At 69.7% G+C, this 24,773-nt stretch carries 18 protein-coding genes; 15 read left to right on the top strand and 3 right to left on the bottom strand.

Annotated features, from left to right (window positions below):
• Positions 1-56: 56 nt before the first annotated feature.
• Both betA and ACWD3I_RS36680 read left to right on the top strand, forming a co-directional pair.
• Positions 57-1,727: a choline dehydrogenase gene (gene betA, locus ACWD3I_RS36685; RefSeq protein ID WP_365412179.1), complete on the top strand. Its 1,671-nt coding sequence runs from the start codon at positions 57-59 to the stop codon at positions 1,725-1,727.
• A 3-nt stretch (positions 1,728-1,730) separates the two neighbouring features.
• Positions 1,731-2,567 carry a methylenetetrahydrofolate reductase gene (locus ACWD3I_RS36680; protein WP_365412176.1) on the top strand — a complete coding sequence of 279 codons (837 nt, stop codon included), beginning with the start codon at positions 1,731-1,733 and terminating at the stop codon, positions 2,565-2,567.
• A gap of 60 nt (positions 2,568-2,627) precedes the next feature.
• Here the strand turns inward: ACWD3I_RS36680 and purU (ACWD3I_RS36675) are convergent, their stop codons facing one another.
• Positions 2,628-3,500 (bottom strand): formyltetrahydrofolate deformylase, encoded by an 873-nt coding sequence (purU, locus tag ACWD3I_RS36675; protein WP_046263185.1) that lies wholly within the window; start codon positions 3,498-3,500, stop codon positions 2,628-2,630.
• Positions 3,501-3,718: 218 nt separating this feature from the next.
• Here purU (ACWD3I_RS36675) and ACWD3I_RS36670 point away from each other — a divergent pair, with 218 nt between their 5' ends.
• From ACWD3I_RS36670 to ACWD3I_RS36630, 9 genes are all read left to right on the top strand, one after another.
• Positions 3,719-5,188, top strand: a complete 1,470-nt coding sequence (locus ACWD3I_RS36670) for an aldehyde dehydrogenase family protein (protein WP_365412173.1) — start codon at positions 3,719-3,721, stop codon at positions 5,186-5,188.
• A gap of 20 nt (positions 5,189-5,208) precedes the next feature.
• Complete coding sequence (locus ACWD3I_RS36665) at positions 5,209-6,294, top strand: quaternary amine ABC transporter ATP-binding protein (protein WP_365412170.1); 1,086 nt, start codon at positions 5,209-5,211, stop codon at positions 6,292-6,294.
• Entirely contained in the window at positions 6,294-8,294 is a 2,001-nt protein-coding gene (locus ACWD3I_RS36660; protein ID WP_365412167.1) for an ABC transporter permease, read from the top strand. Before ACWD3I_RS36665 ends, ACWD3I_RS36660 begins: the two co-directional genes overlap by 1 nt.
• 13 nt (positions 8,295-8,307) lie before the next feature.
• Positions 8,308-9,267, top strand: a complete 960-nt coding sequence (locus tag ACWD3I_RS36655) for an ABC transporter substrate-binding protein (protein WP_365412165.1) — start codon at positions 8,308-8,310, stop codon at positions 9,265-9,267.
• 225 nt (positions 9,268-9,492) lie between these two features.
• Entirely contained in the window at positions 9,493-11,931 is a 2,439-nt protein-coding gene (locus ACWD3I_RS36650; protein WP_365412162.1) for a GcvT family protein, read from the top strand.
• Positions 11,932-11,967: 36 nt separating this feature from the next.
• Positions 11,968-12,828, top strand: a complete 861-nt coding sequence (locus tag ACWD3I_RS36645) for a bifunctional methylenetetrahydrofolate dehydrogenase/methenyltetrahydrofolate cyclohydrolase (RefSeq protein WP_365412159.1) — start codon at positions 11,968-11,970, stop codon at positions 12,826-12,828.
• A gap of 31 nt (positions 12,829-12,859) precedes the next feature.
• A complete protein-coding gene (locus tag ACWD3I_RS36640) occupies positions 12,860-14,092 on the top strand; it encodes a sarcosine oxidase subunit beta family protein (protein WP_266819105.1) in 1,233 nt (410 codons plus the stop codon).
• A 26-nt stretch (positions 14,093-14,118) separates the two neighbouring features.
• Positions 14,119-17,379, top strand: coding sequence for a sarcosine oxidase subunit delta family protein (locus ACWD3I_RS36635; RefSeq protein ID WP_451084279.1), 3,261 nt, complete (start codon positions 14,119-14,121; stop codon positions 17,377-17,379).
• Positions 17,372-17,974 carry a sarcosine oxidase subunit gamma gene (locus tag ACWD3I_RS36630; RefSeq protein WP_365413683.1) on the top strand — a complete coding sequence of 201 codons (603 nt, stop codon included), beginning with the start codon at positions 17,372-17,374 and terminating at the stop codon, positions 17,972-17,974. The genes ACWD3I_RS36635 and ACWD3I_RS36630 overlap by 8 nt, the downstream gene beginning before the upstream one ends.
• 43 nt (positions 17,975-18,017) lie before the next feature.
• Here the strand turns inward: ACWD3I_RS36630 and ACWD3I_RS36625 are convergent, their stop codons facing one another.
• A complete protein-coding gene (locus ACWD3I_RS36625) occupies positions 18,018-18,815 on the bottom strand; it encodes an IclR family transcriptional regulator (protein WP_365413681.1) in 798 nt (265 codons plus the stop codon).
• 122 nt (positions 18,816-18,937) lie between these two features.
• Entirely contained in the window at positions 18,938-19,810 is an 873-nt protein-coding gene (gene purU, locus ACWD3I_RS36620; RefSeq protein ID WP_365413679.1) for a formyltetrahydrofolate deformylase, read from the bottom strand.
• A gap of 249 nt (positions 19,811-20,059) precedes the next feature.
• Here purU (ACWD3I_RS36620) and ACWD3I_RS36615 point away from each other — a divergent pair, with 249 nt between their 5' ends.
• The 4 genes from ACWD3I_RS36615 to glyA all read left to right on the top strand — a co-directional run.
• Positions 20,060-21,145 carry an S-(hydroxymethyl)mycothiol dehydrogenase gene (locus ACWD3I_RS36615; RefSeq protein ID WP_365413677.1) on the top strand — a complete coding sequence of 362 codons (1,086 nt, stop codon included), beginning with the start codon at positions 20,060-20,062 and terminating at the stop codon, positions 21,143-21,145.
• An 80-nt stretch (positions 21,146-21,225) separates the two neighbouring features.
• Positions 21,226-22,359: an aromatic ring-hydroxylating oxygenase subunit alpha gene (locus ACWD3I_RS36610; protein WP_451084278.1), complete on the top strand. Its 1,134-nt coding sequence runs from the start codon at positions 21,226-21,228 to the stop codon at positions 22,357-22,359.
• Between the two features lie 157 nt (positions 22,360-22,516).
• Positions 22,517-23,695, top strand: a complete 1,179-nt coding sequence (locus ACWD3I_RS36605) for an NAD(P)/FAD-dependent oxidoreductase (RefSeq protein ID WP_365414135.1) — start codon at positions 22,517-22,519, stop codon at positions 23,693-23,695.
• Positions 23,696-23,742: 47 nt separating this feature from the next.
• On the top strand, positions 23,743-24,773 hold a 1,031-nt coding region (glyA, locus tag ACWD3I_RS36600; RefSeq protein WP_365414133.1), incomplete at its 3' end, for a serine hydroxymethyltransferase.

Genomic DNA, 24,773 nt, shown 5'->3' with positions numbered 1-24,773 from the left:
AACGCTACGGCGCTAGCATGCCTCGCATATCTACGGCGCGAGCGAGACGAGGCACCATGGCTCCCCTGCAATACGACTTCGTCATCGTCGGCGGCGGATCGGCCGGCAGCGCACTGGCGAACAGGCTCTCCGCGGACCCGGCGAACCGGGTGCTGGTTCTGGAGGCCGGCCGGTCCGACTACCCGTGGGACGTCTTCATCCAGATGCCCGCGGCGCTGACGTATCCCATCGGCAGCCGGTTCTACGACTGGAAGTACGAGTCCGAGCCCGAGCCCCACATGGGCGGCCGCCGCGTCTACCACGCCCGCGGCAAGGTGCTGGGCGGCTCCAGCAGCATCAACGGCATGATCTTCCAGCGCGGCAACCCCCTGGACTACGAACGCTGGGCGGCCGACCCCGGCATGGAGACCTGGGACTACGCGCACTGTCTGCCCTACTTCCGGCGGATGGAGAACTGTCTCGCCGCCGACCCGGACGACGAGTTCCGCGGCCACGACGGCCCCCTCGTCCTCGAACGCGGCCCGGCCACCAACCCGCTGTTCACCGCCTTCCAGAAGGCCACCGAGGAGGCCGGGTACGCCCCCACGGACGACGTCAACGGCTACCGGCAGGAGGGCTTCGCCAAGTTCGACCGCAACGTCCACCGCGGACGCCGGCTGTCGGCCTCCAAGGCGTACCTCAAGCCCGTGCGCAAGCGCCCCAACCTCACCGTCAAGACCCGCGCCCTGGTCACCCGCGTCCTGTTCGAGGGCAAGAAGGCCGTCGGCGTCGAGTACCAGCGCGGCAAGGGCGCCCCCCAGCAGGTCCGCGCCAAGGAAGTCATCCTGTGCGGCGGCGCCATCAACTCCCCGCAGCTGCTCCAGCTCTCCGGCGTCGGCAACGCCGAGGAACTGCGCGCCCTCGGCATCGACGTCGTCCACGACCTCCCGGGAGTCGGCGAGAACATGCAGGACCACTTGGAGGTGTACATCCAGTACGCCTGCAAACAGCCCGTCTCCATGCAGCCCTACCTGGCGAAGTGGCGCGCCCCCTTCATCGGCCTGCAGTGGCTCTTCCGCAAGGGCCCGGCCGCCACCAACCACTTCGAGGCCGGCGGCTTCGCCCGCAGCAACGAGGACGTGGACTACCCCAACCTGATGTTCCACTTCCTGCCGATCGCGGTCCGCTACGACGGCTCCGTGCCCGCGGGCGGCCACGGCTACCAGGTGCACGTCGGGCCCATGTACTCCGACGCCATCGGCTCGGTGAAGCTCAAGAGCAAGGATCCGCGCGAACACCCGGCCCTGCGCTTCAACTACCTCTCCACCGAGCAGGACCGCCGCGAATGGGTCGAGGCGATCCGGGTCGCCCGCAAGCTGCTCAACCAGCCCGCGCTCGCCCCCTTCAACGACGGAGAGGTCTCGCCCGGACCGTCGGTGGAGAGCGACGAGGAGATCCTCGCCTGGGTCGCCAAGGACGGCGAGACGGCGCTGCACCCTTCCTGTACCTGCAAGATGGGCACCGACGAGATGTCCGTCGTCGACCCCACCAGCATGCGTGTGCACGGTGTGGAGGGCCTGCGGGTCGTCGACGCGTCGGTGATGCCGTACGTCACCAACGGCAACATCTACGCCCCGGTGATGATGGTCGCCGAGAAGGCCGCCGACCTGATCCTCGGCAAGGAGCCGCTCGCGCCCTCGAAGGCCGCGTTCTACCGCCACCGCGACGCCCAGAAGCAGGCGGGATAGACGTTGGCCGCCACAGGGCTACGGGCGCTGCTGGACAGCGTCCGCTACGAGGTGCTGCCCGCCAGGGCGACCGAGGACAAGGTCCTCGCCCATGTGCCGCGCGACGTCGTCGTCACCGTGACGGCGTCGCCGGTCAAAGGCCTGGAGCCGACGCTCGCCCTGACCGAGCGGCTCGCGGCGCACGGCCACCGTGTGGTCCCGCACGTGCCCGCGCGGCTGCTGCGCGACGAGGTCCACCTGAAAGAGGTCGCCGACCGGCTGCGTGAGTGCGGGGTCGAGGACGTCTTCGTCCCGGCAGGAGACGCCGATCCGCCCGCCGGCGCCTACGAGGGCGCGCTGCCGGTGCTGCGGGCACTGGGCGAGCTGGGCAGCCCGTTCGCACGGGTCGGCGTCACCGGCTATCCCGAGAGCCATCCCCTCATCCACGACGACATCACCATCCAGTCGATGTGGGACAAGCGTGAGCACGCCACCTACGTCGTGAGCAACCTCTGCTTCGATCCGCGGGTCCTGGGGGAGTGGATCGCCCGGCTGCGGCGCCGTGATGTCACCCTGCCCGTGCACGTGGGCGTCGCAGGGCCCGTGCAGCGGGCCAAGCTGCTGGCCATGGCGACGAAGATCGGAGTGGGGGAGTCGACGCGCTTCCTGACGAAGCACGCCTCGTGGTTCGTGCGGTTCGCGGCACCCGGCGGGTACGCGCCCGAACGGCTGCTGACCCGGGCCGAACAGGCCCTCACCGCGCCCTCGGCGGGCGTGGCCGGTCTGCACCTGTTCACGTTCAACCAGATCGCCGAGACGGAGCGGTGGCGTCGCGAGCTGCGGGACCGGCTGGGCGGCTGAACGACTCGCATACGAAGGGGGCGGGGCCGCAATCCGGCCCCGCCCCCTTGTCGGTGCCGCTCAGCGGAAGACCACCGTGCGGTTGTCGTCCACCATCACCCGGCTCTCGCTGTGCCACTTCACCGCGTGCGCGAGGACCTGCGCCTCGACATCGCGTCCGACCGTGACCAGGTCGCCGGGGTCGAGGGAGTGGTCCACCCGGATCACGTCCTGCTCGATGATCTGCCCCTCGTCCAGGTCCGAGGTCACATAGTGCGCCGTCGCGCCGACCAGCTTCACTCCGCGCTGGTAGGCCTGGTCGTAGGGTCGGGCCCCCTTGAAACTGGGGAGGAAGGAGTGGTGGATGTTGATGGCGCGGCCCTCGAGCTGCTTGCACAGGTCGTCGGAGAGGATCTGCATGTACCGGGCCAGCACGACCAGGTCGATGTCCAGGTCGCGCACCAGCTCCAGCAGGCGGGCCTCGGCCTGGTCCTTGGTGTCCCGGGTGACCGGGACGTGGTGGAAGGGGATGCCGTAGGTCTCCGCGAGCCCCTCGAAGTCCCGGTGATTGGAGACGATCGCGGGGATCTCGATGTTGAGGGCGCCGGTGCGCTTGCGGAACAGCAGATCGTTGAGGCAGTGCCCGAACTTGGACACCATGATCAGCGTCCGGGTCGGTGTCGACGCGTCGCTCAGCGCCCAGGTGATCCCGTAGGCCTGGGCGACCGGGCCGAACCGGTAACGCAGATGTTCCAGATCGGCGTTCGGGTCGGAAACGTCGAAGTGGACCCTCATGAAGAACCGGCCCTGAAGTCGGTTGTCGAACTGCTGGCTTTCCAGGATGTTTCCGGAGTTCCTGACGAGAAAGCCGCTCACGGCGTGGACCAGTCCGGCGCTGTCGGGACACGAGAGGGTGAGCACGTACTCACGGCCTGGTTGTGGGCGAGGGGACATGTGCGGCCTCCGTTGGTGCGTATTGCACAACAAGGTGAGCGATACGCAACATGGTCGGCTCGGTGAGGCCCGCGGTCAAGGGTGGTCGGGCAAGTGGTCTCAAGGTGAGAACGTCATAGGCGAACCCCTTGACGTCTGTCCGGACATTCGCCACTGTGTTCCACCACAAGCAATTGGGTGCATGATGCGCAACGAATTTCTGTTGAAAGGCTCGGCGCGTGGCAGACCTGTATGTGGCTGGCGAATGGCGGGATCCGGTGGCCGGCGGGCACCGGGAGATCCGATGTCCCGCTGACGGCTCGCTCGCGGCGACCGTCTCGGAAGGGACACGCCCCGACACCGAAGCGGCGATCGCCGCCGCCCGCCGCGCCTTCGACGAAGGCCCCTGGCCGGGCACCCCCGAACGCGAGCGCGGCGCGCTGCTGCTGCGTACCGCCGACATCCTCGAGCGCGACGCCAAGGAGTTCGCCCGCGCCGAGTCGCTGGACACCGGCAAGCGGCTGGTGGAGAGCGAGTACGACATCGCCGACGTCGTCTCCTGCTTCCGCTACTACGGCGGGCTCGGCGGCACCGATGCCGGCCGCGCGATCGACACCGGCCGCGACGACGCCGTCAGTCGTGTCGTGTACGAGCCGGTCGGCGTGTGTGGTCTGATCACTCCGTGGAACTACCCGCTGCTGCAAGCCAGTTGGAAGGTCGCCCCGGCCCTCCTGGCCGGCAACACGATCGTCCTCAAGCCAAGCGAACTCACCCCCTCCACCTCGATCCTGCTGATGAAGGCGCTCGAGGAGGCCGGGATCCCGGCCGGCGCCGCCAATCTCGTCCTGGGTACCGGCCCCGAGGTGGGCGCACCGCTCTCCGAGCACCCGGCCGTCGACATGGTCTCCTTCACCGGAGGCCTGGAGACCGGCAAGCGCATCATGGCGACCGCCGCTGCGGGCGTGAAGAAGGTGGCGCTGGAACTCGGCGGCAAGAACCCCAACGTGGTCTTCGCCGACGCCGACTTCGAGACGGCAGTGGACATGGCCCTCACGGCCGTCTTCCTGCACTCCGGGCAGGTCTGCTCGGCCGGCGCCCGGCTGATCGTCGAGGACTCCCTGCACGACGCCTTCGTCGACGAGGTCGTCCGCCGCGCCCGTCTGATCCGCCTCGGCGGACCCTTCGATCCGGACGCGGAGACCGGAGCGCTGATCTCCGCACAGCACCTGGAGAAGGTCGAGGCGTACGTCGCCGCGGGCCTCGCCGAGGGCGCCGTACTGCGCTGCGGCGGTGCGCGCCCCGACGACCCGGCCCTCACGGACGGCCACTACTACCCGCCGACCGTCCTCGACGAGTGCCGGCAGGACATGCGGGTGGTGCACGAGGAGTCCTTCGGACCCGTGCTCACCGTGGAGCGGTTCACCGACGAGGACGACGCCGTACGCATCGCCAACGACACCGAGTACGGACTCGCCGGAGCCGTGTGGACGCAGGACGCCGGCAAGGCCCAGCGCGTCGCCCGGCGGTTGCGGCACGGCACGGTGTGGATCAACGACTACCACCCCTATGTGCCGCAAGCGGAATGGGGTGGCTTCGGGCACTCGGGCGTGGGCCGGGAGCTGGGACCGACCGGCCTGAACGAGTACCGCGAGCCCAAGCACATCTGGCAGAACATCCAACCCCGGCCGCAGCGCTGGTTCAGCGGCTGAACGCCGAAAGAAGGTCGAACGTGACCACACAGACCGAGGTGCCACCGCGGCGCGGCACGCCCCAGGACTCGGGCTCCACCCCGGTCATATCCGTGCGCCGGCTGTGGAAGGTGTTCGGGCCGAAGGCGGACCAGGTGCCGGACTCCGAGGAGCTGCGTGGCCTGACCCGCCGTGAGCTCATGGACCGCACCGGGTGCACCGCCGCCGTACGCGACGTCCATTTCGACGTCTCGCCCGGTGAGGTGTTCGTCGTCATGGGTCTGTCGGGCTCCGGCAAGTCCACGCTGGTGCGATGTCTCACCCGGCTGATCGAACCCACCGCCGGCGAGGTCGTCTTCGAGGGCGAGGACATCCGCAAGGCCGACGACAGGCGGCTGCGCGATCTGCGGCGCCGCAAGTTCTCCATGGTCTTCCAGCACTTCGGTCTGCTGCCCCATCGTCGTGTCGTCGACAACGTGGCGTTCGGCCTGGAGATCCGGGGCATGAGCAGGGCCGAGCGGAACAAGCGGGCCCTGGAGGTCGTCGAGCTCGTCGGCCTCTCGGGCTACGAGAACTCCTACCCCGACCAGCTCTCCGGCGGTATGCAGCAACGCGTGGGCCTCGCGCGGGCGTTGGCGGGCGACCCCGACGTGCTCTTCTTCGACGAGCCGTTCTCCGCGCTCGACCCGCTGATCCGCCGTGACATGCAGAACGAGGTCATCCGGCTGCACCACGAGGTCGGCAAGACGATGGTGTTCATCACCCACGACCTCTCCGAGGCCCTCAAGCTGGGCGACCGCATCCTCATCATGCGCGACGGCAAGATGGTCCAGTGCGGCACCGGCGACGAACTCGTCGGCGCCCCCGCCGACGACTACGTACGCGAGTTCGTGAAGGACGTGCCGCGCGGCGACGTGCTCACCCTGCGGTGGATCATGCGCCCCCTGGAGGACGGCGACGAACTGGACGGACCCGAACTGGGCCCGGACGTCGTGGTCAAGGAGGCCACCCGGGCGGTGCTCGCGGCCGACAAGCCGGTCAAGGTCGTGGAGAACGGCAAACTGCTCGGCATCGTCGGCGACGAGGAGATCCTCGCGGTGGTCGCCGGGCAGGAAGGCGGCGCGTAATGACCGTCGTCATGGAGAAACCGGAGAAGACCGGGGCCGCGGAGGAGCCGGCGCCCGTCAAACCCGTGCGCAGGGTCAGCCGGTCCATGGTGATCGCCGCGATCCTCGTCGTCTGGCTGATTCTCTTCGCCCTGCTGCGCGGCAAGCAGACCCTCACTCTGGCAGCGGCCGACCTGACCGATCTGCACCGGTGGTTCAACGACGTCAACGACTCGATCGGCGCGAACCGCAACTCCAACCCGCTCTTCCTGTACTTCTTCAACGAGATCCGCCTGGTCATCGACAACGTGGTGACCTTCGTACAGGAGCTGATCTCCCAGCCGACCGGCGACCGGCCCGTCCCGCAGATCGGCTGGCTCGGCGTCGTCGGCATCGTGGGCTTCGGCTCCTGGGCCCTCGGCAACTGGCGGGTCGCGCTCCTCGCGGTGGCCGGCTTCACCTTCCTGGGCCTGCAGGGCCTGTGGCAGGAGAGCATGGACACCCTGGCGCTCACCGTCTCCGCGGTGTTCGTGGCGCTGCTGTTCGCGATCCCGCTGGGTGTGTGGGCAGGGCTGTCCGACCGGTTCAACCGGATTCTGACGCCGTTCCTGGACTTCATGCAGACGATGCCGACCTTCGTCTACCTGGCCCCGCTGACCCTGTTCTTCCTCATCGGCCCGGCCTCCGCCACGATCGCCACGCTGATCTACGCAGCGCCGCCGACGATCCGGATCACCGCGCACGCCATCCGCTCCGTGCCGCACACCACGGTCGAGGCGGCCGACTCGCTCGGCGCCACCCGACGGCAGTCCCTGACGAAGGTGCTGCTGCCGATGTCCAAGCGAACCGTGGTGATGGGCGTGAACCAGACCATCATGGCCGCCCTGGCCATGGTGACCATCGCCGCCCTGATCGACGCGCCCGGCCTCGGCAAGACCGTCCTGCAGGCACTCCAGTCGCTGGATGTCGGCACCGCCTTCAACGCGGGTCTGGCCATCGTCGTCCTGGCGATCGTGCTGGACCGTGTCACCACCGCGGCGAGCACCCGCGCGGAGGAGGCGCGGCGCTCGAAGAACCGCTTCCTGGCCTGGCGGCGCCCGCTGCTGGGCGTCGGCGCGGCGGTCACGGCGGTCCTGATCTACCTCTCGCACACCTATCTGTGGGCGGCGGAGTTCCCCGGCGAGGCGGGCACGGGCAGTGCCATCCGCAGCGGGGCGGACAACGTCACCACCTGGGCGCAGGACAACCTGTCAGGTCTGACCAACGCGTTCCGTGACGCCATCACCAACGGCCTGCTCAACCCGTTCCAGTCGCTGCTCACCGACTCCCCGTGGTGGCTCGTCGGAGCCGCCCTGATCGGGATCGGCATCGTCCTCGGCGGCCCGCGCGCCGGCATCACCACGACGGTGTGCGTGGGCCTGCTCGTCGCCACCGGTGTGTGGTCGGACGCCATGACGACCCTGGCGTCGACCGCCGTCGCCACGGTGCTCGTGATGCTGCTCGGCATCGTCTTCGGCGTCTGGATGGGACGCAGCGCGCTCGTGGACCGGCTGCTGCGGCCCACGCTGGACGCGGCCCAGGTCATGCCGCCGTTCGTCTATCTCGTGCCGTTCCTGGCGCTGTTCGGCCCGACCCGCTTCACGGCGATCGTCGCGGCCGTCGTCTACGCGGCCCCGGTCGCAATGAAGATCATCGCGGACGGGGTGCGGAACGTGCCCGCCACCACCGTGGAGGCGGCCACCTCTGCCGGATGCAACACCTGGCAGATCATCACCAAGGTCCAGCTGCCGATGGCACGCAGCGCCCTGACCCTCGCGACCAATCAGGGCCTGATCTACGTGCTGTCGATGGTCGTGGTGGGCGGCCTCGTGGGTGCGGGCGCCCTCGGCTACGACGTCGTGGCCGGATTCGCGCAGGCCCAGCTGTACGGGAAGGGGCTCGCCGCGGGGCTCGCCATCGTCCTTCTCGGCGTCATGTTCGACCGGATCACTCAGGCAGCGGCTCGCCGCACCACCGCTTAAGGAGCACCTCACCATGGCAAGACACTGGAGGGCCGGCGCGGCCGGCGTGGCCATACTCGGCCTCACCCTCACGGCCTGCGGCGGCGCGAAGGTCGGCGACGACTCCGCGGCGGCCGGTGAGTCGGGCAAATGCGGCACCTTCAACCTCGCGGTCAACCCGTGGGTCGGCTACGAGGCGGACGCGGCCGTCCTCGCCTACGTCGCGCAGAACGACCTCGGCTGCAAAGTCAACTCCAAGGACCTGAAGGAAGAGATCGCCTGGCAGGGCTTCGGGACGGGCGAGGTCGACGCCGTCGTGGAGAACTGGGGCCACCCCGACCTGAAGAAGAAGTACATCACCGACCAGAAGACCGCCGTGGAGGCCGGCTCGACCGGCAACAAGGGCATCATCGGCTGGTACGTGCCGCCGTGGCTGGCCAAGGCGCACCCCGACATCCTCGACTACAAGAACCTGAACAAGTACGCGTCGAAGTTCAAGACCTCCGAGTCGGGCGGCAAGGGCCAGCTCCTCGACGGCGACCCGTCGTTCGTCACCAACGACGAGGCCCTGGTGAAGAATCTGAAGCTGGACTTCAAGGTGGTGTACGCGGGCAGCGAGACCGCGCTCATCCAGGCCTTCCGCAAGGCGGAGAAGAACAAGGAATGGGTGATCGGCTACTTCTACGAGCCGCAGTGGTTCCTCTCCGAGGTGCCGCTGAAGAAGGTCGCGCTGCCCGCCTACAAGGACGGCTGCGACGCCGACGCGGAGAAGGTCGCCTGCGACTACCCCGTCTACGACCTGGACAAGATCGTCAGCGCCAAGTTCGCCAAGTCCGGCAGCCCCGCCTATGACCTGGTGAAGAACTTCAACTGGACCAACGACGACCAGAACCTCGTGGCGAAGTACATCGCGGTCGACAAGATGACCCCCGAGGCGGCCGCCAAGAAGTGGGTCGAGGCCAACCGCGACAAGGTGGACGCCTGGCTCAAGTAGCCCCGGCGGACCAGGAGTCGAGGACCGGTCGAACATGCCCGGTGGACGGTGCGCACCCCGCGCGCACCGTCCACCGGGCATTGCCGTGTCACGCCCTGTTTTCCGAGGTCCCGGCCCCCTTGACACCCACCTGCACGGAAGGCACATTGAGTTGCGCAACCTGAATCACGTTGCGCAGACAGCAACTCGATCGGCTTGACTGGTCAACAATCCGGAGGTGCGGCGATGGCGGGACCCCGAGTGGTCATCATCGGAGCGGGCGTCGTGGGAGCGGCGCTCGCGGACGAGATCTCCGCGCGCGGCTGGACCGAGGTGACCGTGGTCGACCAGGGCCCGCTGCCCGCCACCGGGGGTTCCTCGTCGCACGCCCCGGGGCTGGTCTTCCAGACGAACTCCTCCAAGACCATGACCGAGCTGGCCCGCTACACGGTCGAGAAGTTCTGCTCCCTCGACGTGGACGGCAAGCCCTGCTTCCTCCAGGTCGGCGGCCTGGAGGTGGCGACCACCCCCGAGCGCCTGGTGGAGCTGCGGCGCCGGCACGGCTGGATCACCGCCTGGGGCGTCGAGAGCAGGCTGCTGAGCGCCGACGAGTGCGTCGAGCAGCACCCCCTGGTCAACCGGGACAAGGTCCTCGGCGGGCTGCTGGTCCCGACGGACGGCCTCGCCAAGGCCGTCCTCGCCGTCGAGGCGCAGATCCGCCGGGCCACCGAGCGCGGCGTACGCTTCCTGGCCCGCCACGAGGTCCTCGACGTCCAGCAGAGCGACGGCCGCGTCACCGGCGTCCTCACCGACCAGGGCGAGATCCCCGCCGACATCGTCGTGTGCTGCGCCGGCATCTGGGGCCCGAAGATCGCCCGCATGGCCGGCATGAACCTCCCGCTGACCCCACTCGCCCACCAGCTCGCCTGGACCGGCCCGGTACCGGCGCTCGCCGGCCAGACCGAGGAGGCGGTCCGCCCGATCCTGCGCCACCAGGACGCCGACCTCTATTACCGCGACCGCTTCGACGGCATCGGCATCGGCTACTACGGCCACCGCCCGATGCCCATCACGGCCGACGACATCCTCTCCGTCGACGAGGCCGACGAGATGCCGTCCGTCCTGAAGTTCACCGAGGAGGACTTCGAGCCGGCCTGGACCGAGACCCAGTCCCTCCTCCCCGCGACGAAGGACGCCAAGGTCGAGGAAGGCATCAACGGCCTCTTCTCCTTCACCACCGACAACTTCCCGCTGCTCGGAGAGTCCCAGGACGTCAAGGGATTCTGGGTCGCCGAGGCGGTCTGGGTCACCCACTCCGCGGGCGTCGGCCGGGCCATGGCCGAATGGCTGGTCGACGGCCACTGCTCGTCCTTCGACCTGCACGAGTGCGACGTCAACCGCTTCGAGCCGCACCAGCTCGCCCCGGAGTACGTCCTGGCCCGCGACTGCCAGAACTTCGTCGAGGTCTACGACATCCTCCACCCCCTCCAGCCCTCGGGTGACCCGCGCCCGATCCGCAAGAGCCCCTTCTACGCCCGCCAGGAGGAGCACGGCGCCTTCTTCCTGGAGGCGAACGGCTGGGAGCGCCCCCAGTGGTACGAGGCCAACGCGGGCCTGGTCGAGGGCCGTTCCATCCCCACGCCCAACGACTGGGCCGCGCAGTACTGGTCGCCGATCGTCGGCGCCGAAGCCCAGGTGACCCGCGAGACCGTCGCGATGTACGACATGACGGCCCTCAAGCGCCTGGAGGTCGCCGGCCCCGGTGCGGCGGACTTCCTGGAGCGGCTGGTCACCGGCAAGGTCGCCAAGTCGGTCGGCTCGGTGACGTACACCCTGGTGCTGGACCACGACGGCGGCATCCGCAGCGACATCACCGTCGCCCGCCTCGCCCGCGACCTCTTCCAGATCGGCGCCAACGGCAACCTCGACCTCGACTGGCTCACCCGCCGGCTCCCCGCCGACGGCACCGTCCAGGTCCGCGACATCACCCCCGGCACCTGCTGCATCGGCCTGTGGGGCCCACTGGCCCGCAAGGTCCTCCAGCCCCTGACGGACGAGGACTTCACCAACGACGGCCTGAAGTACTTCCGCGCCAAGCGCGCCTACATCGGCAGCGTCCCCGTCACCGCGATGCGCCTGTCCTACGTCGGCGAACTCGGCTGGGAGCTCTACACCACCGCCGACCAGGGCCAGAAACTCTGGGACACCCTCTGGCAGGCCGCGAGGCCCCTCGGCGGGATCATCGCGGGCCGCGGCGCCTTCAACAGCCTCCGCCTGGAGAAGGGCTACCGCTCCTTCGGCACCGACATGACCTACGAGCACGACGCCTACGAGGCCGGCGTCGGCTTCGCCGTCAAGCTCGACAAGGGCGACTTCATCGGCAGGGAGGCCCTGGAGCGCCGCAAGGAGAACGTGGGGCGCAAGCTGACCTGCCTCACCGTCGACGACCCGCAGGCGGTCGTCCTGGGCAAGGAGCCGGTGTACGACGGGGACCGCGCGGTCGGCTACGTCACCAGCGCCTCCTACGGCTACACGATCGGCAAGGGCATCGCCTACGCCTGGCTCCCCGCCGAACTCGCCGCCCCGGGCACCACCGTGCACATCGGCTACTTCGACCAGCGCGTCGAGGCCGTCGTCGCCGAGGAGCCCCTGTTCGACCCCACCATGTCCCGCCTCCGTGGCTGACCTGCCGCGTCGGCTTCGACAGAAGGAGCACAGCCGGTGACTGCACAGCTGCTCGACGGCAAGGCCACCGCCGCCGACATCCGTCGCGAACTCGCCGAGCGCGTCGCCAAGTTGACCGCCGGCGGGGAGCGCCCGCCGGGCCTCGGCACCGTCCTGGTCGGCGACGACCCGGGCAGTCGCGCCTACGTCGCCGGCAAGCACCGCGACTGCGCACAGGTGGGCATCGCCTCCTTCCGCCGCGAACTGCCCGCCGACGCCACCCAGGGGCAGGTCGAGGACGTCATCGACGAACTCAACGCCGACCCGGCCTGCACCGGCTACATCGTCCAGCTCCCGCTCCCCGAGCACCTGGACGCCAACGCCGTACTGGAACGCATGGACCCGGCCAAGGACGCCGACGGCCTCCACCCCGTCAACCTCGGCCGGCTCGTCCTGGGCGTGGAGGCCCCGCTGCCGTGCACCCCGCGCGGCATCGTCGAACTCCTCCGCCGCTACGACGTACCGCTGGCCGGAGCCCGGGTGTGCGTGGTCGGCCGGGGCATCACGGTGGGCCGCCCGATCGGCCTGCTGCTCACCCGCCGCTCCGAGAACGCCACCGTGACCCTGTGCCACACCGGAACCAAGGGCCTGGCCTGGCACGTACGCGAGGCGGACATCGTCATCGCGGCGGCCGGCTCACCCGGGCTGATCACCAAGGACATGCTGCGCCCCGGCGCCGCGGTCCTGGACGTCGGCATCACCCGCACCGACAACGGCCTGGTCGGCGACATCCACCCGGACGCGACAGATATCGCCGGATGGGTCGCACCGATGCCCGGCGGGGTGGGCCCCATGACGAGGGCGATGCTGCTGGCCAACGTCGTCGAGGCCGCCGAGAGGAACGCGAGCACCGTATGAACCTGTCCCTTCCCGAGGACGGAGCCGTCCGATGAGCCCCCGCACCCCCGGCGCCGAACTCCCGGAGCACCCGGACTTCCTCTGGCGCAACCCCGAGCCCAAGCGCTCCTACGACGTCATCGTCGTCGGCGGTGGCGGCCACGGCCTGGCCACCGCCCACTACCTGGCCAAGAACCACGGCATCACCAACGTCGCCGTGCTGGAGAAGGGCTGGCTGGCGGGCGGCAACATGGCCCGCAACACCACGATCATCCGCTCCAACTACCTGTGGGACGAGAGCGCCGGCATCTACGAGCACGCGCTCAAGCTGTGGGAGGGCCTCGCGGAGGAGCTGGACTACCCGATCCTCTTCTCCCAGCGCGGTGTGCTGAACCTCGCCCACAGCCTCCAGGACGTCCGCGACAGCGTGCGCCGAGTGGAGGCGAACCGCCTGAACGGCGTGGACGCGGAATGGCTCGACGCGGACGGCGTCAAGGAAGTCTGCCCGATCGTCAACATCTCCCCGGACGTGCGCTATCCGGTCCTGGGCGCCACCTACCAGCCCCGGGCGGGCATCGCCAAGCACGACCACGTGGCCTGGGGCCTCGCCCGCTCGGCGGACGCGGCAGGCATCGACATCATCCAGAACTGCGAGGTCACCGGCCTGGACGTGGTCGGCGGCCGAGTCGTAGGCGTCCAGACGAACCTGGGCCCGATCGCCGCCGGCAAGGTCGCCCTCTGCTCGGCGGGCCACACCTCGGTCCTCGCCGCGATGGCCGGCATCGAACTCCCGGTCCAGAGCCACCCGTTGCAGGCGCTGGTGTCGGAACTGCTGGAGCCGGTCCACCCCACGGTGGTCATGTCCAACGCGGTCCACGTCTACGTCAGCCAGGCCCACAAGGGCGAGCTGGTGATGGGGGCGGGCATCGACGCGTACAACTCCTACACCCAGCGCGGCGCGTTCCACATCATCGAGGAACAGATGGCCGCCGCCCTGGAACTCTTCCCGGTTTTCGCCCGCGCCCACGTCCTGCGCACCTGGGGCGGCATCGTCGACGTCAGCCCCGACGCCTCGCCCATCATCGGCCTCAGCCCGGTCGACAACCTCTACCTCAACTGCGGCTGGGGCACGGGCGGTTTCAAGGCCACCCCGGGCGTCGGCTGGGTCTACGCCCACACGATCGCCCACGACACCCCGCATCCCCTGAACGCCCCTTTCTCGCTCGACCGTTTCACCACCGGCGCGCTCGTCGACGAGCACGGCGCGGCCGCGGTGGCCCACTAGGACCACTGGATACTGGGAGCCGATCCATGCTGCTCATCCCCTGCCCGTGGTGCGGGCCCCGCGACGAGGCCGAGTTCCACTACGGCGGCCAGGCCCACGTCGCCTACCCCGAGACCCCGTCGACCCTCACCGACGAGGAGTGGGCCCGCTACCTGTTCTTCCGCGACAACACCAAGGGCCCCTTCGCGGAACGCTGGAGCCATGCGGCGGGCTGCCGCAAGTGGTTCAACGCGGTACGAGACACATCGACGAACGAGATCCTGACGGTGTACAGGACGGGAGAGGAACGCCCGGCGCCCGTCGAGCCCCGCCCAGTGCACTCAGCCCGTCCGGCGTTTGAGGACAAGGCCCCTTCAGGGCCGACGGGGGTCCAGGGGGCGGAGCCCCCTGGCGGGGTCGAAGGGGCAGAGCCCCTGGGGATGGTGGGGGTCCCCCCTCTGGGGGAGGGTAAGGGCGGCGGGGGCGAAACTCAGCTTTTCCGGCACCCCACCCGCGGCCGAATCCACCGCGACACCCCCCTCACCTTCACCTTCGACGGCACCGACTACCAGGGCTACAAGGGCGACTCCCTCGCCTCCGCCCTCCTCGCCAACGGCGTCATCCAGGCAGGCACCAGCATCAAGCTCGGCCGCCCCCGAGGCATCTTCTCGGCCGGCGTCGAAGAACCCAACGCGGTCATCCAGATCGAGGCCCCGTTCCCCGAGCCGATGCTCCCCGCCACCACCGTCGAGCTCTACGACGGCCTGGTCGCGACCAGCCTCCCCGGCCAGGGCCGCCTCGCCACGGACCCGGACCCCGCCCGCTACGACGCCGTACACGCCCACTGCGACCTCCTGGTCGTCGGCGCCGGCCCGGCCGGCCTCGCGGCAGCCGCGGCGGCGGCGAAGAGCGGCGCCCGGGTCATCCTCGCCGACGACCAGCCGGAGCCGGGCGGCAGCCTCCTGGGCACCGGCGAACACCTCGACTGGGTGTCAGAGGTCGCCGAACTCCTCGACGCCGCACCCGAGGTCCGCGTCCTGCGCCGTACCACCGTCTTCGGCCACTACGACGACAACCACCTCCTCGCCGTGGAACGCCGCACCAACCACCTCGGCGCGGCAGCCCCCGACAACGTCTCCCGCGAACGTGTCTGGCGCATCCGCGCCCGCCGCGTCGTCCTCGCCACCGGCGCCCACGAACGCTCACTGGCCTTCGCGGACAACGACCGCCCCGGAGTGATGCTGGCCTCCTCGGCCCGCACCCACGTCAACCGGCACGGCGCCCTCCCCGGCCGCCACGCGGTCGTCCTGACCACCAACGACAGCGCCTACGCGGCCGCGTTGGACCTGAAGACAGCGGGCGTGGACATCACCGCCGTCGTCGACACCCGCCCCGAACCGGGGGAGTGGGCACAGCGCGCCCGCCAGGCCGGCATCGAGGTGCTGACCGGCCACGCGGTCACCGGCACGGAAGGCTCCCCCCGCCTGACCGCCGTGACCGTCGCCCCGTACGGGGACCCCGCGGGACAGCGCGAGTTCGCCGCCGACCTGCTGCTGGTCTCCGGCGGCTGGAACCCGGTCGCGCACCTCTACAGCCAGGCAGGCGGAAAGCTCCGCTACGACGAGACGCTCGGCTCCTTCGTGCCCGACGCCTGCCGACAGGCGGTCGAGGTCGTGGGGAGCGCGAACGGCGTCCTGGCCACGGCCGAGGTCCTGGCCCACGGCTCCGCCGCCGGTGCTCGCGCGATCGAGTCCGAGGGCTACACCCCGCAGACACCCCGCCTCCCGGCCGAGGCCGCGCAGCCGCGACCGACGCCCCCGATGCACGTGTACGTCGTCCCCGGCACCTCCGGCCCCCACCGCTTCGTGGACCTCCAACGGGACGTCACCGTCGACGACCTGGCCCGGGCGGCCGGCGCCGGTATGCGCTCGGTCGAACACACCAAGCGGTACACCACCGCCGGCACCGCCAACGACCAGGGCAAGACGTCCGGCATCCTGGCCGGCGGCGTGGTCTCCGAACTCCTGGGCGTGGACATCTCGGCACTCGGCACGACCACGTTCCGGCCGCCGTACACACCGGTATCCTTCGCGGCGCTGGCCGGCCGCGACCGTGGTGTCCTGAGCGACCCGGTCCGCACGACGGCCGTCCACGAGTGGCATGTCGACCACGGCGCCCTGTTCGAGAACGTCGGCCAGTGGAAGCGCCCTTGGTACTACCCGCAGAACGGCGAGGACATCGAGACCGCCGTGCTGCGCGAGTGCGCCGCCACCCGCGAGAGCGTCGGCTTCATGGACGCCTCCACCCTCGGCAAGATCGATGTGCAGGGCCCGGACGCCGGTGTCTTCCTCGACCTGCTCTACACCAACATGATCAGCACCCTGAAGGTCGGCATGATCCGCTACGGCGTCATGTGCCGCCCGGACGGCATGGTCTTCGACGACGGCACCGTCATCCGCCTCGCCCAGGACCGCTTCCTGGTCACCACCACGACCGGCAACGCCGCCGCCGTACTGGACTGGATGGAGGAGTGGCTGCAGACCGAGTGGCCCGAACTGAAGGTCCACTGCACGTCCGTGACCGAACAGTGGGCCACCGTCGCCCTGGTCGGCCCCCGCTCCCGCGACGTTCTCGGCTCGCTCGCACCCGAACTCGCCGTCGACAACGACGACTTCCCGTTCATGGCCTGGCGCGAGACGGTCGTTGCGGGCATCGACGCAAGGGTCTGCCGGATCAGCTTCTCCGGCGAACTGGCCTACGAGATCAACGTGTCACCGTGGCAGGCCCGCGCCCTGTGGGAGGCCCTGTACGAGGCCGGCGCGCCGTACGGCATCACCCCGTACGGCACCGAGACCATGCACGTCCTGCGTGCCGAGAAGGGCTACCCCATCATCGGCCAGGACACCGACGGCACGGTCACCCCCCAGGACCTCGGTATGAGCTGGGCCGTGTCGAAGAAGAAGCCCGACTTCATCGGCAAGCGCTCCTTCGCCCGCGCCGACACCGTCCGCGCCGACCGCAAGCACCTGGTCGGCCTCCTCCCCGAGGACCCCGGCACCTTCCTCCCCGAAGGCACCCACCTGGTCGCCGACAGCGTCCTCCCGGCGCCGCCCGTCCCGATGCTCGGCCACGTCACCTCCAGCTACCGCAGCGCGGCGCTGGGCCGGACCTTCGCGCTCGCCCTGATCAAGGGCGGCCGCGAGCGCATCGGTGAGCGGCTGTACGCCCCCGTGGGCGACCGGCTGGTCCCGGTGACCGTCGCAAGCCCTGTCCTCTACGACCCCGAGGGAGCCCGCCGCGATGGCTGACACCGCACTGACCGCCCCGCCCCGCAGCCCCCTGTCGCAGGTCGCGGTCCGGCTGGCCGCCGCCACCCGCACCTCCGGGGGCGCGGTCCGGCTGGCCGAACTCCCCTTCCTGGCCCAGCTCAATGTGCGCCTCGACGCCAAGGGGACGGCGGCGGAAGCCGTCGGGCTCGCGCTGGACCTGCAACTGCCCCTGCAGCCGAACACCGTTGTCCGGGCGGGGGAGTTGACCGTGCTGTGGCTCGGCCCGGACGAATGGCTGCTGGTCGGTCCGCCCGGAAGCGAGCGGGAGCTGGAGAGCCGGATCCGCGCGGCCGCGGGAGACGAACCCGTCTCCGTCACCGACGTCTCCGCACAGCGGACCACGCTGCTCGTGGCGGGCCCCCGCGCCCACGATCTGCTGGCGCACGGCTGCGCGCTGGACCTGCATCCGCGGAGCTTCGGCTCCGGACGCTGCGCCCAGACCACTCTGGGCCGTACGCAGGTCATCGTGGTCGCCCGGGCCGATTCCAGGGCCGGTTTCTGGGTCCTGGTGCGTTCGTCCTTCGCCGGCTACCTGACCGACTGGCTGCTGGACGCGGCGACGGAGTACGTCTGAGTGAAGGCCGGCCCCCAGCCCTCCGGTCGAGGAGGAGCTGGGGTCAGCCCAGGTAGCCCATGCGGTGGCTGATCTCGTGCGCGCCCTGGAGGAGGGCGGGTACGAGCTCGTGGATGCGCTCCTCGGTGAAGCGGTAGGCGGGGCCGGAGGCGCTGAGGGCGGCGACGACCTCGCCGTCATGGGTTCGGATCGGGGCCGCCACGGCGTGCAGTCCGATCTCGAGTTCCTCCAGGGTCACGGCGTAGCCGCGCTCCCGGGCCTCCGTGAGGTCCTTCTCCAGCGTCGCCTCGGTGGTCAGGGTGCGCGGCGTCAGCTTCCGCAGCCCGGACTCCGCGAGCACGTCGGCGCGCTCCTTCGCCGGCAGGTGGGCCAGCAGGATCTTGCCGCTCGACGTGGCATGCACCGGGGTGAGCTGCCCGACCCAGTTGTGGGTGCCGACGGCGCCCGGACCGCGGACCTGGTACAGGTTGACCGCGTAATGCTCCTGCAGGACCGCGATGTTGACGGTTTCGCCGACCTCTTCGCTGAGCCGCTCGCACACCTGCCGGCCCTGCTGTGTGACGTCGAGACGGCCCGTGACGGCGCCGGCCAGCCGCACGATGCCGAAACCGAGGCGGTACTTGCCGCGCTCGGCCGTCTGCTCGACCAGACCGCGCGCCTCCAACGCCCCGAGCAGCCGGAAGGCGGTCGACTTGTGGACGTCGATCTCCGCGGCGACCTCGCTGACGCCCGCCTCGCCGCGCTGGGCGAGGATCTCCAGGACGCTGACGGCCCGGTCGACGGACTGCACCCCGTTCACCGCGGGCCCGGCTGTTTCGCCGTCTGCCGTGTGGTTGCTCATGGCGCAACTATAATCATGGGTTCTCTCTGTCGGATCCGGTGTCGTGGAATTCGACGGTGCGCCCGATGCCGGCCGGTCAGCGGGCTGTTGAGCTCCGCGGACCCGGTGTTGTCCGTCGCCCGTCAGCGCAGGACGACCGTGCAGTGGCCGTTGATCAGCACACGGTTCTCGCTGTGCCATTTCACCGCGCGGGACAGTGCCTGCGCCTCGACGTCGCGGCCGATGGCGACCAGTTCGTCGGGGGTGCGCGAGTGGTCCACGCGGACGACGTCCTGCTCGATGATCGGGCCCTCGTCGAGGTCGGGCGTGACGTAGTGCGCCGTCGCCCCGACGAGCTTCACACCGCGCTGGTGCGCCTGGACGTAAGGGCGGGCCCCCTTGAAGCTCGGCAGGAACGAGTGGTGGATGTTGATGGCCCGTCCGTCGAGCTGCTTGCACAGGTCGTCGGAGAGGATCTGCATGTAGCGGGCGAGGACGACGAGGTCGACGTCCAGTTCGTCGACGAGACCGAGCAGTCGTGCCTCGGCCTCCGCCTTGGTCTCCTTCGTCACCGGGATGTGGTGGAAGGGGATGCCGTAGGTGCGCGCCAGCGGCTCGAACTCGCGGTGGTTGGAGACGATCGCCGGTATCTCGATGTTGAGCGCGCCCGTGGATCTGCGGAAGAGCAGGTCGTTGAGGCAGTGGCCGAACTTGGACACCATGATCAGGGTTCGCGTCGGTGTGGAGGCGTCCTGCAGTCGCCAGCTGATCCCGTACGCCTGGCCGACCGGACCGAACCCCGTGCGCAGCCGCTCCAGCGAGACCGCGGGATCCGAGACATCGAAGTGAACCCGCATGAAGAAGCGGTTCTGCAGCCGGTCGTCGAACTGCTGGCTCTCCAGGATGTTGCCGGAGTGGCTCATGAGAAACGTGGTCACGGCGTGGACGAGTCCGGCCTGGTCGGGACAGGACAGGGTGAGGACGAACTCGCGGCCGGGCTGCGGTCGAGGGGACATGCCATCCTCCGTTGTGTAGCTGCGTATTACGCAACAAGTAGAGCTATGCGCAACATGCTCCAACGTGGGCGCCGTACCGGTCAAGGGGTGGCGTGGCGGAGAGGGTCCGATCCGTCGACCTCTTGACAGTGGGTGTCGGTGGCGGGACAGTTTGGGCGTTCGTTTCTTATAGCGAACGAAGTTGCGTTATATGCAACCCAGGCAGTGGCTCGGCCTCGATTCGGCCGCCCCTCGATGAGGAGACCGACAGTGACACATGAGGTACGTGCCGTCGTCGCCCGGCGGAAGGGTGCCCCGGTCTCGGTGGAGACCATTCTCGTGCCGGAGCCCGGACCGGGTGAGGCGCTGGTGCGGGTGCAGGCCTGCGGCGTCTGCCTTGCCGACCTGCACTGTCGGGAGGGCGGCATCACCGACGCGTTCCCGTTCCTGCTCGGCCACGAGGCAGCGGGTGTCGTCGAGGCGGTCGGGGACGGCGTCACCGACGTCGTGGCCGGCGACTTCGTCGTCCTCAACCGGCGTGCGGTCTGCGGCGCATGCAGGGCCTGTGGCAAGGCGAAGCCGTGGCACTGCTTCAACACCCACAACGCCACCCAGTCGATGACACTCACCGACGGCACCCCCCTGTCCCCGGCCCTCGGTATCGGGGCCTTCGCCGAGAAGACACTGGTCGCCGCGGGCCAGTGCACCAAGGTGGACGCGACCGCCTCGCCCGTCGCGGCGGGGCTGCTCGGCTGCGGAGTGATGGCCGGGTTCGGCGCGGCGGTCAACACCGGAGGAATCGGCCGCGGTGACTCCATCGCGGTGATCGGCTGCGGTGGTGTGGGCATGGCCGCCATCGCGGGCGCCGAGCTGGCCGGTGCCGGCCGCATCATCGCCGTCGACGTGGACGAGCGGAAGCTGAAGTGGGCCGAGCGGTTCGGCGCCACCGACACCGTCGACTCCTCCAGGACCGACGCCGTCGAGGCGATCCGCAGCCTCACCGGCGGCTTCGGCGCCGACGTCGTCGTGGACGCGGTGGGTCGCCCCGAGACCTTCAAACAGGCCTTCTATGCCCGCGACCTGGCGGGCACCGCCGTCCTGGTGGGCGTCCCCACCCCGGAGCTGACCCTCGACCTGCCCCTGCTGGACGTATTCGCCCGCGGCGGGGCACTGAAGGCCTCCTGGTACGGCGACTGCCTGCCCTCCCGTGACGTCCCCGCCCTGATCGACCTCTACCTCCAAGGCCGCTTCGACCTGGGCGACTTCGTCACCGAGACCATCGCGCTGGACGAGGTGGAAGCCGCGTTCGCCGAGATGCACCACGGCGAGGTCCTGCGCTCAGTGGTCGTCCTGTGACGTGGGGACCCAGCCCCCACCCCATCGCCCTCTGCGCCCCCCGACGTGTGTGCGTCCGACACTTCCCGAGGTGACCTTCCATGACCACCGCCAGCCTGCCCCCGAGCCTGATCGCCACGCTGCCAGGGGAGCACTACACCGACCCCGGGATCTTCGCCCTGGAACAGGAGCGGATCTTCGAGGCCATGTGGTTCTGTGTGGCCCGAGCCTCGGAGCTGGCCAAGCCCGGGAGCTTCCGCACTTACCAGGTCGGACGGGAGAGCGTGCTGATCACCCGCTCCCGGGACGGCTCGATCAAGGCCTTCCTGAACGTCTGCCGGCACCGCGGCGCCAAGCTGTGCACGGAGGAGTCCGGCGAGGTGAAGCGAGCCTTCCAGTGCCCGTACCACGCCTGGACCTACGGGCTCGACGGCAAGCTGATCGCCGCACCGAACCTGACCTCGATGCCGGACATCGACCGGACCGAGTACGGCCTGGCCGACATCCACGTCCGGGAATGGCTCGGCTATGTGTGGGTGTGCCTGGCCGACACCCCGCCGTCCTTCGAGGAGGACATCATGGGCGCGGTCGTCGAGCGACTGGGCGACGTGGAGTCGATCGACCGCTACGACATCGACAACCTCCAGGTGGGCCGACGTATCACCTATGACGTGAAGGCCAACTGGAAGCTCATCATCGAGAACTTCATGGAGTGCTACCACTGCGCGACCATCCACCCCGAACTCACCGAGGTGCTCCCCGAGTTCGCGGACGGCTACGCCGCCCAGTACTACGTCGGCCACGGCGCGGAGTTCGGTGAGGACGTCGAGGGCTTCACCGTGGACGGCTCCGAGGGCCTGGACCGCATCCCCGGCGTGGCCGACGACCAGGACCGGCGCTACTACGCGATCACCGTCAGGCCGCAGGTGTTCATCAACCTCGTCCCCGACCACGTGATCTTCCACCGGATGTACCCGGTGTCCGTCGACCGCACGATCGTCGAGTGCGACTGGCTCTACCTTCCGCACGTCGTCGAGAGCGGAAAGGACGTGGCGCGGTCGGTGGAGTTGTTCCACCGCGTGAACCAGCAGGACTTCGACGCCTGCGAACGCACCCAGCCGGGCATGAGCTCACGGGTCTACGCCAAGGGCGGCGTCCTGGTCCCCAGCGAGCACCACATAGGCGAGTTCCACACCTGGGTACAGGACCGGATCGACGCGCCGCCCGCCGGTTGATCCCCTTCGGGCTCACGTTGCGAAATGTGCAACTGCGCGCGCCATCAGAAATTGAAGGACGACCACTCCCTTGACAACCTCCGCGCCGCACGGAAACCATGTTGCGCATAACGAGTGTCGTTGTGCTATATGAGACACCTCTCCGTCTGGAGCCCGCATGAGGAGCATCACCGTCGTCGGAGCGTCGCTGGCAGGTCTGAGTACGGTCCGTGCGCTGCGCGCAGAGGGCTACGACGGCGAGATCGTCGTCGTGGGGGAGGAGCGCCATGCTCCCTACGACCGCCCGCCGCTGTCGAAGGACTTCCTCAAGGGGGACCTCGACGTCGACGCGCTCGCGCTCGGTGACGCCGATGAGTACGAGGCGTTGGACGTGCAGTGGCTCCTCGGCGAGCGCGCGGTGCGACTGGACCCTGTGGCCAGGACCGTCACCCTGGCCGGGGGACGGCACGTACGCACCGGCGGGGTCGTCATTGCGACCGGCGCCAGTGCCCGGATGCTCCCCGGCACGGACGGGCCGGCCGGAGTCCACACCCTGCGCACCCTGGACGACGCCCAGGCCCTGCGCGCCGAACTGATGGACGGACGGCCCCGGCTCGTCGTCATCGGCGCCGGCTTCATCGGCGCCGAGGTGGCCTCCACCGCCCGCGGACTGGGGCTCGACGTCACCGTCGTGGAGGCACTCGACGTACCCCTGGAACGCCAACTGGGGCGGGAGATGGGGCTGGTGTGCTCCTCGCTCCACACCGATCACGGGGTCCGTCTGCTGAGGGGAACCGGAGTGGCGGGACTCGTCGGCGAGAACCGGGTGACCGGCGTACGGCTGACGGACGGGCGCGTGCTGCCCGCCGACGTCGTCGTGGTGGGCGTGGGTGTCAGGCCCGCCACCGACTGGCTCGCCGGATCCGGCGTGCGGGTGGACGACGGTGTGGTGTGCGACGCCGGCTGTGCGACCGGTGTCCCGGGCGTGGTCGCCGTGGGCGATGTCGCCCGCTGCCCCAGCCCGTTCACCGGGCGCCACGCCCGAATCGAGCACTGGAGCAACGCCACCGAGCAGGCGCGGACCGCCGCTCGGACACTGCTCCGCGGGGAGTCGGCCCCGGCGCCGCTGACCGCGCCGTACTTCTGGTCCGATCAGTACCAGGTGCGCATCCAGCTCGCCGGACACGTCGCCCCCGGAGCCGAGCCCGAAATCGTCGAAGGCGACGTCGACAGCCGATCCTTCACCGCCGTCTACCGGCGCGAGGGCACCCCCGTCGCGGTGCTCTCCCTCAACCAGCCGAAGTTCTTCAACCGGCTCCGCCGCACCCTCGTCCCCGCCGCCGCGGTCGCGCTCTGAGCCGACGCCTGTGCCGCTCACTGCGCCCACACCCAAGGAGACCGTCGATGACCCTCTTCAACCAGCCCCTGCACGAGGTGGACCCGGATGTCGCCGCCGCGGTCGACGCCGAGCTGGAGCGTCAGCAGTCCACCCTGGAGATGATCGCCTCCGAGAACTTCGCGCCGGTCGCGGTCATGGAGGCCCAGGGCTCGGTCCTCACCAACAAGTACGCCGAGGGCTACCCGGGCCGCCGCTACTACGGCGGCTGCGAGCACGTCGACGTCGCCGAACAGATCGCCATCGACCGGGTCAAGGCCCTGTTCGGTGCCGAGTACGCCAACGTCCAGCCGCACTCGGGTGCCTCCGCGAACCAGGCCGCGCTGTTCGCGCTGGCCTCCCCCGGCGACACCATCCTGGGCCTGGACCTGGCCCACGGCGGCCACCTCACCCACGGCATGCGGCTGAACTTCTCCGGCAAGCAGTTCCACGTGGTCGCCTACCACGTGGACGAGGCCGGCCTGGTCGACATGGCCGAGGTCGAACGGCTGGCCAAGGAACACCGCCCCAAGGTGATCATCGCCGGCTGGTCCGCCTACCCGCGCCAGCTGGACTTCGCGGAGTTCCGCCGGATCGCCGACGAGGTCGAGGCGTATCTGTGGGTCGACATGGCGCACTTCGCCGGTCTGGTCGCCGCCGGGCTGCACCCCAATCCGGTCGAGCACGCCGACGTCGTCACCTCCACCACGCACAAGACCCTGGGCGGCCCGCGCGGCGGGATCATCCTGGCGAAGAAGGCCTTCGCGAAGAAGCTCAACTCGTCCGTCTTTCCCGGCTTCCAGGGCGGTCCGCTGGAGCATGTGATCGCGGCGAAGGCGGTTTCCTTCAAGGTCGCCGCGAGCGAGGAGTTCAGGGAGCGCCAGGCGCGTACGGTGGAGGGTGCGCGGATCCTCGCCGAGCGCCTGACGGCCGCGGACGCCCGCGAGGCCGGGGTGAACGTGCTGTCCGGTGGCACCGACGTGCACCTGATCCTCGTCGACCTGCGCGAGTCCGAGCTGGACGGCCAGCAGGCCGAGGACCGTCTCCACGAGGTCGGCAT

Source organism: Streptomyces sp. NPDC002817, assembly GCF_053592055.1.
Note: the sequence above shows the minus strand (reverse complement) of the source record. Positions and strands in the feature narration are given on the sequence as shown.